The organism is Shewanella livingstonensis, assembly GCF_003855395.1.
Lineage (GTDB): Bacteria > Pseudomonadota > Gammaproteobacteria > Enterobacterales > Shewanellaceae > Shewanella > Shewanella livingstonensis.
Map to the genome: position 1 here is coordinate 1,833,124 of NZ_CP034015.1, position 17,056 is coordinate 1,850,179.

The window sequence follows — 17,056 nt, forward strand, 5'->3', positions numbered from 1 at the left end:
ACGCATTAAGTAGCTTCAATCATGTCTAGTGGTTTTAACGCCAAATCCTTTTTAAAAAACGTTACCTCAGCACCTGGCGTTTATCGTATGTACGATAAGCGCCAACAGGTTATTTATGTTGGTAAAGCTAAAGATCTTAAAAAACGCCTGAGTTCTTATTTTCGAACTAATATCCCCAATGTGAAAACCCAAGCATTGGTGTCGCATATCGATCATATTGATGTGACCGTTACCCATAGCGAAACTGATGCGTTATTACTTGAAAACGATTATATCAAGCAGTACATGCCCAAATACAATGTATTGCTGCGTGATGATAAATCTTATCCGTATATTCTGTTAAGCGGCCATAAGCATCCTCGGCTGGCATATCATCGTGGTCCAAAGCGTGAAAAAGGCCATTATTTTGGCCCATATCCTAATGGCGGCGCAGTGCGCGAAAGTTTGCATTTAATGCAAAAACTGTTTCCAATTCGCCAGTGTGATGACTTGTACTACAAATCGCGTTCTCGTCCTTGTTTACAGTATCAACTTGACCGTTGTAGTGCGCCTTGTGTGGGGATTGTTAGTGATGAGGAGTACAACGAACAGGTCAAGCTAGCCAGTTTGTTTTTACGCGGGAAAGACAAACTAGTGATATCCCAGCTGGTGGCCAAAATGGAAACTGCTGCAATAGGCATGGAATACGAGCGAGCTGCGCAGTATCGTGACCAAATCATGGCATTGAGGCGCGTAGCAGAGCAGCAGGAAGTGTCAAATCATAAAGGTGATATGGATGTCATCGGCGTTGATTACGCCTCTGGCATTGCCTGTTTTCACCTATTGTTTATTCGTGATGGTAAAATTTTTGGCAGTCGCAGCTATTATCCTTCAGTACCAGCAGAGACTGAAATTGAAGAAGTATTGTCATCATTCTTAGGCCAGTTTTACCTAAATGCCGATAGCCAGCGCACGATTCCCAAAGAAGTCATCCTCAGCCATTACTTTGACGGTATAACAGAATTACAAGCGTCGATAGAACACGCATTAGATAAAAAGTTTGAGTTAAAAACGCAAGTAAGAGGCGACAGAGCAAACTTTTTACGCCTTGCCATGACCAATGCCAGTAATGCCGTCGCGACCAAGTTATCGCATAAGAATACCGTAGAACAACGCTTTCAATTACTTGAAGAAGCACTTGAGCTTAATGAACCGATTAAACGGATGGAATGCTTTGATATTAGTCACACCATGGGCGAAAGCACAGTCGCATCGTGTGTGGTGTTCAATCGTGAAGGGCCACATAAAGCTGATTATCGCCGTTACAATATTACCGGTATTACTGGTGGTGATGATTATGCCGCGATGGAACAAGCTATAAGCCGTCGATTTGATAAAATCGATAACAATGGCAAAGTACCAGATTTAGTGTTCATTGATGGCGGTATTGGCCAGTTAAGAGTGGCGCAAACAATTGTCGATGAAAAGTGTGTCAATATTGATCATCCGCCATTGCTCATTTGCGTAACTAAAGGTGAAGGCCGTAAAGCAGGGCTTGAAACGTTTACCGTTGGTGGCAGTGAGCAAACGTTCGAGGTTGCCAGTGACTCACCAGCATTTCATTTGATGCTACACATTCGTGATGAGTCGCATCGCTTTGCGATTACTGGCCACCGTAATAAACGTCAAAAAACTCGCAATACTTCTACCTTAGAATCCATCGCAGGTGTAGGCCCTAAAAGACGTAAAGCTTTGTTGCAACATTTAGGTGGAATTCAAGAAGTGAAGGGCGCTAGCGTGGCTGAATTGACAAAAGTACCCGGAATTAGCTTAGAAATGGCACAAACAATTCATGATGCATTGCGAGGGGGCTAAAATTAAGGCAAAATTGGCGCTGCTTCTGACAAATTGGTCTTTTTATGCCGTTTAACTTACCTATTGCGCTGACATTATTCCGTATTGCCCTATTACCTGTATTTATAGCGGTTTTCTATTTGCCATATCCATGGGCACCATTTGTTTCGGCATTTATTTTTTGGTTGGCCGCCTTAACTGATTGGGCTGACGGTTATGCTGCTCGTAAACTGGGTCAATTAACTCGATTTGGTGCTTTTTTAGATCCCGTTGCTGATAAAGTCATGGTGTCGACCGCATTAGTGCTGTTGGTTCAGCAAAATGACAATGTGTACTTAACCTTAGCAGCGTTATTTATGATTGGTCGCGAAATTGTTATTTCAGCCTTGCGTGAATGGATGGCCGAAATAGGCAAACGTGGTGTAGTTGCCGTGTCTTGGATTGGTAAATATAAAACAGCCACGCAAATGATCGCGATTATTGGATTGATTTGGAAACCTACACCTTGGCTAACAGATGTCGCTTACGGCTTGTTTTATATTGCCGCAGCACTGACGTTCTGGTCGATGATGAGTTACATTTCAGCAGCTTGGAAAGATTTAACCGCAGAATAGCGTAATAATAGTTCAATAAGATTGTTTAGTGTGCAAACAGTCAAATTTGCGTAAATCAATAATTGACACACGAGGTTAATTCGGTAGAATGCCTCCCCGTAGACAAGTGATGAGTCAACAACAAACCTCAGGGTTTAGTGTTAACTAACACTTTTAATGTGACATTAGCTCAGTTGGATAGGTTGAAAGACGATACCTTTCTTGCAGAATTAATAAAGCATTATAAAAATTGATATACGCGACATTAGCTCAGTTGGATAGGTTGAAAGACGATACCTTTCTTTCAGAATTAATAAAGCATTATAAAAATTGATACACGCGACATTAGCTCAGTTGGATAGGTTGAAAGACGATACCTTTCTTGCAGAATTAATAAAGCATTATAAAAATTGATATACGCGACATTAGCTCAGTTGGTAGAGCGATACCTTGCCAAGGTATAGGTCATCGGTTCGAACCCGATATGTCGCTCCAATTTCTTATCTTATCCGATGGATTTGAATTTGGTTAAAGATGGCGCGATGGCAGAATGGCTATGCTACGGATTGCAAATCCGTCTATCTCGGTTCGACTCCGGGTCGCGCCTCCACAGATTGAGTTTGATGGTTACATTAAGTAACGGTTAAAACAACACTTTGCCCGAGTGGTGGAATCGGTAGACACAAGGGATTTAAAATCCCTCGCTGAATAAGCGTGCCGGTTCAAGTCCGGCCTCGGGTACCATTATTTATAGTAAGAAATTACATACGTAAGTATGGTGTAAAAAAGCCTCAACATTAGTTGGGGCTTTTTTATGTCTGCAATTTAGCTTACACATTCAAAGATAAGAAGATAAAAACAGAGAAGATAAAATCCCTCGCACTCTGGTTGAACATCAGGCGTGCCGGTTCAAGTCCGGCCTCGGGTACCATCCTTTACATACGTAAGTATGGTGTAAAAAAGCCTCAACATTAGTTGGGGCTTTTTTACGTCTGCAATTTAGTGAATTATTACAAACGATAGCAACAGTGTGATCGAGAACCTAGATACTAGAGCGGACTTCGTCCTGCTAGGTCGCTACGCTGCTATAAGAGCGGCTAATTCGAAAAGTAGGTAGGTTCTTTGGCTTAATCCTTTACATAGTGAAACTGTTTGATATGGCCTGCGGCCACTAACGTCGTGGCGCTTCGACCACACAAGATTATGGTAGTAATTTGTCAACTTACGCAGGTTAATTGAATTGTCTTCCCGGTAATGCTTTTGAGCCGGGATCCAGGTGTTTGCTTTGTTCTTTTTGTACCTATGGCCTGCGGCCACTAACGTCGTGGCGCTTCACCCACACCAGAGCAAAGGGGTAAAGCGCTTGTACCCCTTTGCAAGCCCTCAGCGTTCCGGCAACATTTTCTGAGAAGCGAAAAAAATTGCGACGGAAATTGATCCAGCTTTTAACTTTGTTTGAAGCCTGCTTCAGCCTTATTCGAAAATGCTACCGCTTCCGATAGGCCATCCATGGCCACCGAAAGCTAGCCTGACGTCCTGTCAGGCTCACGCTATTTTCTTCAACGTCCTCAAGTTCTGAGTTGAATCACACCAATTGCAAGTAAGGTATGCAAATCATTAATGCCCCAAAGCTTATTTAGGTTATGGCCTGCTGCCACTAACGTCGTGGCGCTTCACCCACACCAGACCAAGAGGAAACCAACGGCTGTTCCCTCTTGGAACTCCCAGCCGCCCCGCAACATTTTCAAACAGCGAAAAGGTCACCATGGAGATTGATCCAGCTTTTGACTGCACTTGACTTCGGCCTCAGCCTTATTCGAAAATGCTAACGCTTTCGATGGTACATCCTGTACCGCGAAAGCTAAGTTCACATCCATGTGAGCTTCACGCTATTTTCTTCAACGTCCTCAAGTTTAGAGTTGAATCACACGCTTTGAAAGTAAAGTATTTAACTTATTTATGCCCCATTGTGATTTTGAACGACATGAAATTTACCTTTAAACGCGAGTTAGTTGACTTACTTTTTGTAATGGCACAAAGTGTCTTCTATATTAGTGGTTATTAATAAGGAAAGTACGCAGTATGGTTGAGAAGGAACAACTCCCAAGCTTTGCTGAGAATACTCTTAAATATATTGTTGATGATATTGGTGAAGTCATATATAGCTCGCATGAAACGTTAAAAAAAGGAGATGTCTACTTGTTGGGGTTAAACCCGGGCGGTAGTGGTCAAAATCATCCAATGACAGGCGTTCCATACACTATTCGGAGTCATCTTCAGAGCATGTTGCGAAGAAAAGAAAACTCTTATTACGACGAATGTTGGGAAAACGGGCAATCGAATTATCCTAAGGGTGAAGCTCCTCTTCAGAAGCGTGTTATTGAGTTATTGAAAGGGATTAATATTGATGACCCGAAAACTGTGTGCGCATCCAATATCATATTCAAAACATCACGTAGTTCCGCGGAGTTGTGTTTTGGTTTGGCGGGATTGTGTTGGCCGGTACATGAGGTGGTTTTGAAAATTATCCAGCCAAGTTTAATTCTTACTTATGGTATCGATAAGGTATCTGCCTATGCGTTTTTGAAAGCCTTATTTTTGAAAGAGGAAGAAGTACCACCTCAACCATCTTTGCATGGGAAGTGGAATTGTCGTGGATTCCACTGTGACATCGATGGGGTACACACATTTGTTGCGGCGGTTCCCCATCTTAGCTACTACAGCCCAGCAAATAAGCAAGACGTATTTAACTGGATCATAGCCAACCAAAACAAGGCTAAAGAACGTCAAAACTCGGTATAATCTCGTTTATGCCCCAAAGTTTATGTAAGTTGATTACATTTTCTATGTTAGTTGTAAGCTCTGTTTGGACTTAAAGCTTAGTCCTATCTGTCCTCTATAGGGCTTGTATAAATTACTCACAATACTTACAGATGGCTTAGTATTTATGTTTCCCCTGCACATAAATACTAAGCCATTATAATAAAGCCTTAATATTAGCTAATCCGTTATGTCGCCAAGAAAAATACAAACCTATATCTTTGGAGATTAGTGATGCTTTCAGTTCTTTACCCTGAAATTGTGCCAATTATTCAGCAAATGCCTTTTGGTATTTTACCCGAAAGCTTGATTTTAGCTGATGAAGATTACCAAGCATTTATTATTAAGGCACCAAAGGAAGTCCTTCTAACTGCTAAGATCAATGGGAAGTTTAAGCTGTACCTAATACCTGTTAAGGTTGATAGTCATCTAACCTTAGGTTTAATTACTGCATTTTTTGATGACGAAGATGAACCTTTAGTTGTTAAAACCCCATTATTCCAAGAAGACTTTGCTCGAAATTTATTCAGATTTTTAAAAAAAGGAATACTCAATGTTCATTTTTTTGATGAGTTAGCTAGAGAACTATTAGTATATCGTGCCGATGTCATAATTCCTGATGAAACTCTTAGTAAAATTAATGAGGTAGTACTTCTAGAGCCTACATTATCAAATGCAAAAAAAATAATGCAAGCCATTGAAATTTCGTTTAGTTCTAGAACAAAAAAAGATGATAAACAAGCAATTGATATTATTTTATCCCCCCCTATTTATGGAGATAGTATCTTTAGGCAAGACCTTTGCCCAAAGCGTCATTCATACCATGGTTCTCGTGGGCATAGTCATACGATGTTGGAAAGACAAGAACCTGGGGGCTACCAAGAAGAGGATATAGTTCAATGCCTTCTTTTAACATTCCAGCCTGAGCAAATATTCCTCAACCCTAAACGGACTTATGATGATGAAGAAATGTGCGACATTCTTATTATTACAGATACTGTATCGCTGATAATTCAAGCAAAAGATAGCCCTAACATAGAAAAGATTAGCCGACAGAAACTACCAAGAAAAAGAAAAAATGTGTTGAGCGCGTTAAAAAAGGCTACAAACCAAGTAAATGGAGCTATTAGTTATTATCGCCGCACACAAGGCAAGTTAGAGTTTTTTATTGATCAAGTACAGCATTCTGTGAATATCAATTCGTTAGAGTTGAAAGCGTTGATTGTGGTAAAAGAATTATTTATGGATCAATCTGCCGAATTCAGTCCACAGATCCTTGAAATTTATAAAACCAAGAATGTTCCTTGTATCGTATTCGGCTATCCAGATTTTTACCAATTTTGCTTCAACCTCAAAAATGAGGATGCTTTTTTAAATGCTCATCATCATATTATGGAAAATGCAAAGGAGACTGGTTTTTTTACTCAAACTCGCTTTTGGTAGAAGATAACAACAACTTATTGCCTGCACAAATAATGTGTGCAGACGTTCATATAGCGTGGTATGGAGAAACACGCTAAGTGGACACCATAGACAAAACTGAACCATCGTCAGGTCGTAGGGGTATTACCATAGCGAATTAGGGGGGGCGAATAAACTTAGGTATTTTTTTAATCCAATAGAACTTAACTAGACTCAATACTCTAAATGATTTCTGTCCACAAACGGGTTAGTAACGCTTGCCAAAGTCTAAATTCAACTCTGAACTTGAGGTCGTTGAAGAAAATAGCGTGAGCCTGACAGGACGTCAGGCTAGCTTTCGCGGTACAGGATGTACCATCGGAAGCGTTAGCATTTTCGAATAAGGCCGAAGCAGTCTGCAAATGTAGGTCAAAGTTAAATCTGACCCCATGGCGACTTTTCGCAGCTCTTGTTTTATAAATAGCGAAAATGTTGCGGGGCGGCTGGGAGTTCCAAGAGGGAACAGCCGTTGGTTTCCTCTTGGTCTGGTGTGGGCGAAGCGCCACGACGTTAGTGGCCGCAGGCTATAAGTTATAAACTATAAGCTAAAATAGAGCCGCATCTAGTGGAATCAGGGTATGTTTATAAAAAGATAAGTTCTAATCCACTCCTGTCCATAAATCAGTTAGCTTTGTTTAAAGATTTATAAATGCAACTCTGAACTTGAGGCCGTTGAAGAAAATAGCGTGAGCCTGACAGGACGTCAGGCTAGCTTTCGCGGTACAGGTCGTTCTTTGGCATCTTGCCATCACGACATTCGTGAATCCATTCACATCAGATGTACCATCGGAAGCGTTAGCATTTTCATTCTTTACTATAAAGAGGTGGCTGAAGAACACTAAGACGAAGTTAAAAGCTGGATCAATTTCCGTCGCAATTTTTTCGCTGCAGTTGTTTGGTTAAAAAGCGAAAATGTTGCCGGAACGGCAGGGGTGATCCAAGAGGGGATTGCTGTTGATCCCCTTTTGGCCCGTGCAGGGTGGAACCTTGCGATGTTACTTCAAACGAAGTTTGAAAAAGCCTGGTGTGGGCGAAGCGCCACGACGTTAGTGGCCGTAGGCCATGAGTACAAAAGTACAAAAGTACAAAGCAAACACCTGAATCCCGGCTTAAAAACACTGCCGGGACGACGAGAAGGTAGCTAACAAGCTATAAAATCGACGTTATTGATGAGTCTGTGCGATTAACGCCAACAACTGTGGTAAATATTCGCTATCTAACGCGGCGATCTCAACTTGTTCCGTCAATACGTCGTGTAAAATCTGATGACTGGTCAACGGATTGGCAAGCACGACTCTAAATACCGTCGTTTGTTGGCGTAAGTATTTTGCCGGTTTAATCCGTGTGCGTGACACAAACGATTTACCTTGTTCGCGTTGATGCTTTTGAATAAATTGTGTCAGTCCATCGAGTAGTTCATTGATTGAAGCAACTAAAACGGTATCTTGGTTGGCTAGAGCTGTAGTGAGTATTGCTTGCACCGATTTTGGTACATAGCGATAGGTCAGCAAACATAACTCCGGTGCAGTGACTAACTCAAAGTCAGCATGTTGGTCGATGATTGAGCCAAAATAACGGGCTTTTTCTAGGCTGTTATTAATGAGGATTTCATAGCCATCACGGCCAATAATTTGAAGACAAGCATGCACTAGCATTGCCATCCCTGGGCGCGAACCTTCCAGCGTTTGACTGCCTAAGTCTTTTGAACCTACCCGTAGAATATATTCAGCATGGTGCACTATGGCTTTAGCCAGTTCAGGATCTTTAAATAGCACCATACCGGCGCCCATTGGAACATACATTTGCTTATGAGCATCGATAGTGACGGAGTCAGCTAATTCGATGCCTTTCAATAAGTGGCTATATTTTTTGGACAATAAACTCGCGCCGCCCCAAGCAGCGTCGACATGAAAATGGCAATTTAGCTCGCTGGCTAACGCTGCTAATTCAGTTAAGGGATCCACATTGCCTGTTTCCGTTGTGCCAGCGATACCGACAATGGCCATCACTTTAATATTTTGTTGTGCCAGCTTTTCTGCTGCATCTCGCATGGCGGCGACATCGACTTTATGATGCTCGTCTGTTGGGATACTAATGATGTTATCTCGGCCAATACCCAACAAGTCGGCTGTTTTACCCAAAGAGTAATGACCGCGATCTGACACTAAAATAGCAAGGTCATCATAACCATAAAAGCGTAATGCTTTCGTCATTCCTTCGCGGGTGACGCCTTTAAAATCGCCGCAAGGTTGTAGCAGCCGGTTTCGGGCAATCCACAGTGCGGTGATATTGGCAACGGTGCCGCCTGAGCAAAATGCCCCAAGTGAATGGTTAGCGCTGTGCATCCATTGATGATAGAAATGATCAGATTGCTGATACACCAAATGATGCATCATGCCTAACACTTGGCGTTCTAATGGAGTAAAGGCTTTGGATGTTTCAATTTTGACTAAATTTTGGTTTAGCCCGACCATCATTTTTGACAGTGGTAACACAAAATAAGGCAAGGCCGAGGTCATGTGTCCAATAAAACTGGGTGCTGAAGTATGGACTGAATGAGCTACTAGGTTTTGCATTATTTCGTCGGCATAATCAGAAACGAATTTTGGATCTGTTGGGATCTGATAGGCGCTAAAGTCGGTTTCAATTTCTGACAGTGGTTTTTCCAGTGCGGCGATGCTATTACCTAAAAAACCTGCGAGGTCTTGAGATAGCTTTTGCTCAATAATGCTCAACGTCGAGGTTGAATCTTCAGGGGCGGTAAAAATACGCAGTAAACTGTCTTCTGAAGCGTTTGCTTGACGGGTGATTTTCGAGGTCATTTTGCTTGCCGTAATGATGAAAACTTCATCCTGATAGCATTGACGGGTGCTTTACGATTAACGCTGCACCTTCAGGACGAAATGAGGGTGCTAACTTTACTGTATGGCTGGTTCCGCTTCAAGCATTTATCGTGTTATTACTACGGATTAGCTGCGGTTATTCAGAAGATGAAAGATGTTGATATGAATAATCCAACACAAATGTGGTAAGGCATTTGTGTTGGATAAGATTACTTACTCGCAAATGAAAGTGACATGATTGCAGCAATGTTGCGCGCGGTATTGGTTAGATTAACCTGAGCTTCAGACAATACTTGCTCTAAGGGCTGCAACGCAGGAATGATAGGGAAAATAGCGTGCATACCTTCGGCTAAAATAACATCTGCATTTTCACCAAGGCATCCTGAAATGCCAATTACCGGAATATTCTGTTGTTTGGCAACATTCAATACTCCCATGGGGGTTTTACCAAATACGGTTTGACCGTCCATTCGACCTTCACCGGTGATAATGAGATCAGCATTAAGACAATGTTGTGCCAGCTTAACGCTTTTTGTGACAATATCGACCCCAGGTTTTAAGGTTGCATTTAACAGTGTCATTACGCCAAACCCCATACCGCCAGCAGCACCAGCCCCTGGGTGCAATTGACAGTGTCCATCAATGGGTTGGTTAAGGTGTTGGTTAATGACATGAGCAAAATGCCCCAAAGCGAGGTCAAGTTGCTCAACCATCTCGGTTGTAGCGCCTTTTTGTGGACCAAAAATAGCACTGGCGCCTCGCGGTCCACATAACGGATTATCGACGTCGCACGCCACTTCAATCGCGCACTCCTTAATGGCTGGATGGCATGATTGCATGTCGATGTAATGTAATGTGGCTAAGGCTGCGCCACCCAAAGGTAATGCAGTATTGGTTATATCATTTAGTTTTACGCCTAAAGCCTGCATCATGCCCGCGCCGGCATCGTTAGTCGCACTGCCACCTAGGCCTAAAATGATGTGTCTTATGCCTCTGTCTAATGCATCGGCAATCAACTCACCAGTACCAAAACTGGTGGTTAATAATGGATTACGTTGAGTGGATGGCACCAGGTGTAAACCTGATGCCGCAGCCATTTCGATTATTGCAGTTTGGTTTCCATCCTCATCTAGTTGTCCTAACACGCCATAAAATGCGTTTACAGGTAAACCTAAAGGCCCAGTGACAGTAAGATTAATAATCTGTCCTTGGGTGGCATCGACCATCGCTTGCACAGTACCTTCGCCGCCGTCGGCCATTGGCACCTTACAATATTGCGCGTTTGGGAATACCTGCTTAAATCCATCTTCGATGGCATTAGCTACTTCAAGTGCGCTTAAGCTTTCTTTAAATGAATCTGGTGCAATAACGATTTTCATATAAGACTCTGATTAATAATTTACAGTAAAAATAAACTCAGTAGATAAACGGTAATCATCGCCGTGACACCTTGGACTAAAGTCGCCATTGTTTGAGCTCGATACGCTTGCTTGACGCTCATGCGGCTAAATTGAGTCACCACCCAGAAGAAGCTATCGTTTGCATGTGAGACGGTCATCGCACCTGCGCCAATCGCCATTACAGTTAACACTCGGCCCATTTCTGAGGCTAAACCGATATCGCCTAATAATGGTGCCACTAACGCTGAAGTAGCGACTAATGCTACGGTAGATGAACCTTGTGCTGATTTGAGTGCGGCTGCCACGATAAATGGCATAAAAATGCCCACACCTAAAGCGGATAAACTGCTACCTAAAAATGCGCCAATCTCGGTGGCTTTTAATACCGCACCAAATGCGCCGCCAGCACCAGTGATCAATAAAATCGGTGCCGATACCACTAAACCTTGGCTGATACGATCGCTAAACTCTTTGATTTTTTGGTTACTTTTTAATAGTGATAATGATAAAAATAAGCCGATCATTAAGGCGTTAACAGGCTGGCCCAAGAACACTAATAAATCGAATAAGCCTTGTTCACCGAGTGGTTTTGAAGGGAAGTTAGCCACCGAGCCTAAGCAGATTAAAATGATAGGCACAAAAATAGGCGCAAATGCTTTGGTAGGACTAGGTAATTCGCCATAGGTTTTCTTTAGATCATCAAAATCTTCTTGTTGTAGATTCAGTTCATCGGCGCCTTCGCCGTCAGGTTGCTCATTGGCAAAACGATTGGCCCACAACATACCGGCAAAAGCGGCAATGGCAGCAACAAACACACCGACAGCAATAACGAGTCCAAGTTGTGATTCAAGACCAAGATTACCCGCTGCAGCGATAGGGCCTGGGGTTGGCGGCACAAAGGTATGAGTTGCGTATAACCCAGTTGCTAGGGCGACGCTCATGGCAACTTGAGACACTTTCATCCGGTTTGCCATTGACTGTTTTAATGAATTTAAAATCACAAAACCTGAATCACAAAAAACAGGGATCGACACTAAGTAACCAATCATTGACATTGTTAACGTTGGGAACCGTTGACCAAACAGTTTAATCACTACATCTGCCATGGTAATGGCTGCCCCACTTTTTTCGAGAATGGTACCGATAATGGTACCGAGCACAATGACTAAGCCGATATAACCTAAAATACCACCGAAACCGCCAGTGATGGTTTTGGCGATTTCATTGCTGGGTAAGCCATAGGCAAATGCGGTGAGGAACGACGCTAAAATGAGGGTTAAAAAAGGGTGGAGTTTAAATGTAGAGGTGGCGATGACGATAAAGGCTATTACGCCGAGTAAGATCAATATTAGTCCCATAGAGTACTCGTTATTTATTATTGTAGGGGTAGTTTAGTCTTTATCATAGTAAACCATTACCCATAAATTACTCTGTGCGTTTGCACCAATAAATAAGCAAGCTGACGCTAAATTTGTGCGTACGCACAACTAGGTGCTGGGTTGATGAATTAACTGGCCTAAATATAAACTCAGTAATCCATTAAAACTGCGTAGATCAATGTTGGTAATCGTTTGAATTTTATCTAGTCGATAACGCAGTGTGTTTCGATGAATAAACAAACTGTTAGCGCAGGCTTGGATATCTCCCATGTGATCTAGATAAGCGGCAAGTGTTTTTTGCAATTGCTGGTTATTGTCTACTTCAATGAGTTTTAGGTACGGCCCAGCAAGCGCATTACCTCGCCAGTGGTGCCGCAGTCCTGATAACAGCACTTGTAAGCTGTAGTCTTGGTATAAATATTTGGTTTTGGTTGGATGTAACTTTTTGCCAATATCTAACGTTTCTTTAGCGGTACGATAAGAGTAACTAATACCGAGTTCACCACCGAAATAATGCCCCAATGAAATATGCAGGCTAAGCTGCATATTGGCGGGTAAGCGTTTGAGCAATTTGTTGATGCGTTGATTTTCAAGCTCTGGGTCAAATTGCTTACCATCTAAAAAAGCCGGTTTTAAAATCACTAATTGAGTGAGTGATGTCATCGCAATTAAGTTATCGCGTACAGGATTTTGTAATAAATACAGTACTTGTTTTAATGCTTGATTGTCTTGTTGATATAGTGGGTTATTACTATCGAGCTCAATAATGGCGGCCACTCGCGGCACGTTTAAATCGATACCCAATTGCAATGCCCATTGTTGTAAAGAAGGTAAGTCTTGTTCATTGGCATGAATGAGTTGGGAAATAAACTCCTCTTTTTGACGATTCTGCCACTGTAATTGCTCTTGCAAGTTTGCTTGCTCAACAATCATCTCAGCTGTCATTTTAAGCAATTCACCATAGTGGCTTAATGTGTCTGGCTCGCCAGTGATACCGATAACACCAATCACTTGACCTTGGTAATGCAATGGTAAATTAAGCCCGGGTTTTACCCCTTGTAGGTTTGAGGCGATGGTTTGATTGATTTCAACATTGCGATTTTGGCTAATCGCTAATAGTGCACCTTCATGTACAGAGCCAATTCGATCGATATCGCCTGAACCTAATATCACCGCCTGAGCATTCATAACATTGATATTATGCCCAATAATTTTCATGGTTCGGTCGACAATTTTAGCGGCAATTTGGGTATCAATCTGAAACATGAATTTCTCTTGGCAATCAATATCGGTATTGAATGATACCTGATGTTGGCTAAGTATTGGGAGGACGTTAGTGCTTAAATGCGTAGGATATTTAAAATAAGAGGGAGTTTTTGAACCGGCAACTGGGTAGTAAAGATTAACAATATAAAATGGGGGGCAACATCCTTTTGCCCAAACTTCAATCACAAGCTATTCACCTTGTTAATATAATGTTAAATCCGGTGTGATTGCAAGTTGTTTTTACAATAGGATGTTAGCGACCATTTTTGTACTAAAACGTCATTAAATCAAATGATATAAAAACGCCAACCTAGATAAGGTTGGCGTTATTTTTACGGTGAACCGCTCGGTTATATAACGGTTACTTCACTTATAGCTTATAGCTGACGTTAAGCATAATCATGTGTGCAGTGTAATTATGTTGTAAGTTGCCTAAACTGATCACATTCCAAATGGTATCAGGGGCGATATCATTGGCGTCATCATTATCAAGATACTTTTCCATTTTGTAGTCTATACGCAAAGCCATTTTTTCGGTGGCTTGATATTGTGCGTACACATTAATGTTATGTATTTTGGCAAAATAGTCACCATAATTACCACTAATACCTTGACTGACTTGGGTGGTACTGTCTGAGTCTGAGTAGGTATAGTCCAAGCCTAAGCGTAAACGACTGTCCATTAAATTGTTATAACTTAAACCCGCACCAACAACATCGACGGTATCTTCTATATCAGCTTGCCATGTTGCAATATTAAAATTGGCACTGCCAGACTGAGCAGATTTTATGATTTGATGGTTATAAAATGTATTCACATTCATATCATCATTAATCATGTAGTTAACATTGATATCGTAGTTAGTATCTTTTGATTCAGTTAAGCCTATTTGGGTGTCGGCGTAGTCATCAATAGCATAACGAACCCCAAAATCGACGTTTAAGTTATCCATAGGAGTGTGGTTAAAACGCGCTTCCATTTGAGTACGGTCGCGGTCGGCTAAGTAATAGCGGCGTAACAATGGATTCTGCTCTGATGATGACGATTCTGATGCTTGATATTCTGAACCATCTCTTTTGCTGACGCTGCCTTTAAGCCACATATCCCACATATCAAAACTATTGACACGTAAACGTGCCCAAACGTTATTGTCGTCAGTGGTTTCTCTACCTTGATTACTGCGTTCATCTCGCTTGAAATCATATCCTGCATCGAGTTTAATATTGTGGTTGATACGATAGTCAGTAGACAATTTAGCTCTGTGAGTGGTGAGATCGTATGGGGTGTTATACCTTACTTTGCCGGTGACATCATTAATGCTAATTTGGGTCCATTGTTCAATTTGGGTATTGTTCTCTCTATCGTTATAATCATAACTGCCGCTAAGGCGCCATTTTCGATTGAGTTTAGTGATTGCTTTGAGTGTCATGCCGGTAATGTCGACTTTGGCATCAATACTGTCAGCAGGTAATGAGTCGCTATAACCTAAGTTAGTCAACTGCTGATCTTGGGTCATTTGACCTAAGAGTAAGCGGCCACTATAGCTGGTAATAGAATCATTATATTGACCCAATAACGAAATTGTATGAGCTTCATTATCGGGGTCGAGTGCAATGTAACCCCTAGATTGGGCCCCAAACGTAGGATTAAAGGCACTGTCAAAGCCTAGCTGTTGGTTGTTATTACTAAACACTGAACCATTGTAGTTTAAGCTGGTAAACCAGTTATCGCCACCGAGTTTAATCCCCGCGTTTAAAATGTCTGTAGTGTAATCAACAGGCTCTGCAAGCATTATCGATTGATTGAAAAAACTGCCAGAGGCAATCTTAGTACCGGTTTTCTCTTCGCGCTGAAAGTTAACATAGGTTGTGAACAGTGATTCTGTTTGGTATTCAAGCCCAAGACCTGCACGTTCGCGTTTTAGTGATAATTCAAATGGGGTTAAACTGCTATACAACATTGGCATGTCTGAACTAGCACCCGCGGTGACCCAATTACTGGCTAAGGTGAGGTTATCACTGCCAATATTTTGATAAGGACTTAACGCATTGCTGCTTTGGTAGGTTGCAATGGATCGATAGCCAAGATTGAGACGATATAGTCCTAATTTGCCAACATCAATCTCCATACGGCCATTGTCCATACCCAAGTTGTTGGCCGCCACTTTTGCTTGATAGCCATTGTTACCGCGATAGTTAATATCGGCATCTATTTTGCCTGCAGTTTGATTGCTGCTATTAAATGCGTTAGCGGAGTGAATATCATCTTCACTGTTATAACCAATACCAACACCGACGGTGCCTGTGGTTCCCGTAGCCACCGCACAGGCTTTACATTGCCAAGCATCATACTTGATGTTGTCGGTGTTAGCGTTTGCTAGGCCATAACCATCTGCCATAAGGCTAAAGCTGGTACTAGTGAGTAACGCTAAGGTAATGAGGTTCAATTTAGTATTCATAATATAATCTCCTTAGCGCTGCAGTAACTTACCAGACGGATGATTAGAACCATGCACCTGACTATGACAATTTAAGCAGCTGCGACCACCAGTAAAGGCATTACCATTTACCGTTGAACCCATATCAGTGTTGCCTAGATATGCATTGCTGGTATGATTTTCACCGGCATGACATTGTTGACACAGTTGCGGCGCGCGAGTCTTGAGCATTGCATCGTTCACAGAACCGTGGGGATTATGGCAATTGACGCAATTTTCGGTGACGGGTGCATGCTCCCACAGCTTTGGGCCGCGTTTCTCAGCGTGACATGAATAACAGGTTTCATTGACTGTTGGCTGAACAAGATCTGAATCGCTTAAACTGCCATGTGGATTATGGCAGTCGCTACAGGTCATTTGATTCCATTTCATTGGATGACTGGTGCGCTTGTTCATGTCTGCTTTTTGTCTGGTGTGACAAGTAGTACACACTTCGACTTCTGTTTGCTTTGACAATACTGGGTCATGTTCAGCATGTACGCTATGACAAGATGCACATGCCACATCGGCATTGGCGTGGTGGCTACTGTCCCATGCCACGCGTTTGTCGTCGAGATGGCAGCTCATGCACACACTGTTTTGCTTGTCTGCAGCGAGTGTTGAAGTTGGGCCAAAGGTTATCATTGGCTCTTTACCACCACGATTATGTGAACCTAAAGGGCCGTGACATGCTTCGCACTGTAATCCAGCCATTGGGCTTTTTAATGAATCAATAGCGCCATGAACACCCTTGAATAAATCCATGACCTTTTCAGACTTTTTATGACACATTAAACATGAGTCAGCACCTTTAGGAGAATATTTTCCTTCGGCGAATTTTTTATCGAGGGTTGCTTCAACTTCTGCCGGTGTCATGCTGGCATCCCACTTTGCTGCCTGTACATTATTCGACATAAACAGCGTCGATGCCGTAAGGCAGAGCAGGGCTAAAAATAAGGTATTGATTGAATGTGTGGTCTTCATA

General features: G+C 42.2%; 11 protein-coding genes and 3 tRNA genes. 8 read left to right on the forward strand and 6 right to left on the reverse strand.

What is annotated here, in order from left to right:
* Nucleotides 1–21: 21 nt before the first annotated feature.
* The 8 genes from uvrC to EGC82_RS21235 all read left to right on the forward strand — a co-directional run bounded on the left by uvrC (nucleotide 22) and on the right by EGC82_RS21235 (nucleotide 7,852).
* Nucleotides 22–1,854, forward strand: a complete 1,833-nt coding sequence (gene uvrC, locus EGC82_RS07935) for an excinuclease ABC subunit UvrC (protein WP_124730284.1) — start codon at nucleotides 22–24, stop codon at nucleotides 1,852–1,854.
* Nucleotides 1,855–1,898: 44 nt separating this feature from the next.
* Nucleotides 1,899–2,447 carry a CDP-diacylglycerol--glycerol-3-phosphate 3-phosphatidyltransferase gene (gene pgsA, locus EGC82_RS07940; RefSeq protein WP_124730285.1) on the forward strand — a complete coding sequence of 183 codons (549 nt, stop codon included), beginning with the start codon at nucleotides 1,899–1,901 and terminating at the stop codon, nucleotides 2,445–2,447.
* Between the two features lie 398 nt (nucleotides 2,448–2,845).
* Nucleotides 2,846–2,921: transfer RNA gene (locus EGC82_RS07945), tRNA-Gly, on the forward strand.
* Between the two features lie 41 nt (nucleotides 2,922–2,962).
* Nucleotides 2,963–3,036 (forward strand) — tRNA-Cys (locus EGC82_RS07950).
* A 48-nt stretch (nucleotides 3,037–3,084) separates the two neighbouring features.
* Nucleotides 3,085–3,170, forward strand: a tRNA-Leu gene (locus EGC82_RS07955).
* Nucleotides 3,171–4,508: 1,338 nt separating this feature from the next.
* Complete coding sequence (locus tag EGC82_RS07960; protein ID WP_124730286.1) at nucleotides 4,509–5,228, forward strand: uracil-DNA glycosylase family protein; 720 nt, start codon at nucleotides 4,509–4,511, stop codon at nucleotides 5,226–5,228.
* 252 nt (nucleotides 5,229–5,480) lie between these two features.
* Nucleotides 5,481–6,689, forward strand: coding sequence for a hypothetical protein (locus EGC82_RS07965; protein ID WP_124730287.1), 1,209 nt, complete (start codon nucleotides 5,481–5,483; stop codon nucleotides 6,687–6,689).
* A gap of 1,010 nt (nucleotides 6,690–7,699) precedes the next feature.
* Nucleotides 7,700–7,852 (forward strand): hypothetical protein, encoded by a 153-nt coding sequence (locus EGC82_RS21235; RefSeq protein WP_164839108.1) that lies wholly within the window; start codon nucleotides 7,700–7,702, stop codon nucleotides 7,850–7,852.
* An 18-nt stretch (nucleotides 7,853–7,870) separates the two neighbouring features.
* On the opposite strand, the gene panP is transcribed toward EGC82_RS21235, so the two are convergent.
* The 6 genes from panP to EGC82_RS07995 form a co-directional block, all read right to left on the reverse strand.
* Nucleotides 7,871–9,529 carry a pyridoxal-dependent aspartate 1-decarboxylase PanP gene (gene panP / locus EGC82_RS07970; protein WP_124730288.1) on the reverse strand — a complete coding sequence of 553 codons (1,659 nt, stop codon included), beginning with the start codon at nucleotides 9,527–9,529 and terminating at the stop codon, nucleotides 7,871–7,873.
* 230 nt (nucleotides 9,530–9,759) lie between these two features.
* Nucleotides 9,760–10,929, reverse strand: coding sequence for a glycerate kinase (locus tag EGC82_RS07975; protein WP_124730289.1), 1,170 nt, complete (start codon nucleotides 10,927–10,929; stop codon nucleotides 9,760–9,762).
* Nucleotides 10,930–10,949: 20 nt separating this feature from the next.
* Nucleotides 10,950–12,308, reverse strand: a complete 1,359-nt coding sequence (locus EGC82_RS07980) for a GntP family permease (RefSeq protein WP_124730290.1) — start codon at nucleotides 12,306–12,308, stop codon at nucleotides 10,950–10,952.
* A 129-nt stretch (nucleotides 12,309–12,437) separates the two neighbouring features.
* The gene (locus tag EGC82_RS07985; protein ID WP_124730291.1) at nucleotides 12,438–13,595 is read right to left on the reverse strand and encodes a sugar diacid recognition domain-containing protein; all 1,158 of its coding nucleotides are present in this window, start codon (nucleotides 13,593–13,595) and stop codon (nucleotides 12,438–12,440) included.
* A 370-nt stretch (nucleotides 13,596–13,965) separates the two neighbouring features.
* Complete coding sequence (locus EGC82_RS07990) at nucleotides 13,966–16,053, reverse strand: MtrB/PioB family decaheme-associated outer membrane protein (RefSeq protein WP_124730292.1); 2,088 nt, start codon at nucleotides 16,051–16,053, stop codon at nucleotides 13,966–13,968.
* Between the two features lie 12 nt (nucleotides 16,054–16,065).
* Nucleotides 16,066–17,055: a DmsE family decaheme c-type cytochrome gene (locus EGC82_RS07995; protein WP_124730293.1), complete on the reverse strand. Its 990-nt coding sequence runs from the start codon at nucleotides 17,053–17,055 to the stop codon at nucleotides 16,066–16,068.
* Nucleotide 17,056 lies beyond the last annotated feature (1 nt).

Coding starts and splice junctions, on each gene's coding strand:
- panP (WP_124730288.1), bottom strand. CDS start 9,529: ATGACCTCGAAAATCACCCGTCAAGCAAACGCTTCAGAAGACAGTTTA.
- EGC82_RS07990 (WP_124730292.1), bottom strand. CDS start 16,053: ATGAATACTAAATTGAACCTCATTACCTTAGCGTTACTCACTAGTACC.
- EGC82_RS07975 (WP_124730289.1), bottom strand. CDS start 10,929: ATGAAAATCGTTATTGCACCAGATTCATTTAAAGAAAGCTTAAGCGCA.
- EGC82_RS07960 (WP_124730286.1), top strand. CDS start 4,509: ATGGTTGAGAAGGAACAACTCCCAAGCTTTGCTGAGAATACTCTTAAA.
- pgsA (WP_124730285.1), top strand. CDS start 1,899: ATGCCGTTTAACTTACCTATTGCGCTGACATTATTCCGTATTGCCCTA.
- EGC82_RS07980 (WP_124730290.1), bottom strand. CDS start 12,308: ATGGGACTAATATTGATCTTACTCGGCGTAATAGCCTTTATCGTCATC.
- EGC82_RS07985 (WP_124730291.1), bottom strand. CDS start 13,595: ATGTTTCAGATTGATACCCAAATTGCCGCTAAAATTGTCGACCGAACC.
- uvrC (WP_124730284.1), top strand. CDS start 22: ATGTCTAGTGGTTTTAACGCCAAATCCTTTTTAAAAAACGTTACCTCA.
- EGC82_RS07965 (WP_124730287.1), top strand. CDS start 5,481: ATGCTTTCAGTTCTTTACCCTGAAATTGTGCCAATTATTCAGCAAATG.
- EGC82_RS07995 (WP_124730293.1), bottom strand. CDS start 17,055: ATGAAGACCACACATTCAATCAATACCTTATTTTTAGCCCTGCTCTGC.
- EGC82_RS21235 (WP_164839108.1), top strand. CDS start 7,700: ATGTTACTTCAAACGAAGTTTGAAAAAGCCTGGTGTGGGCGAAGCGCC.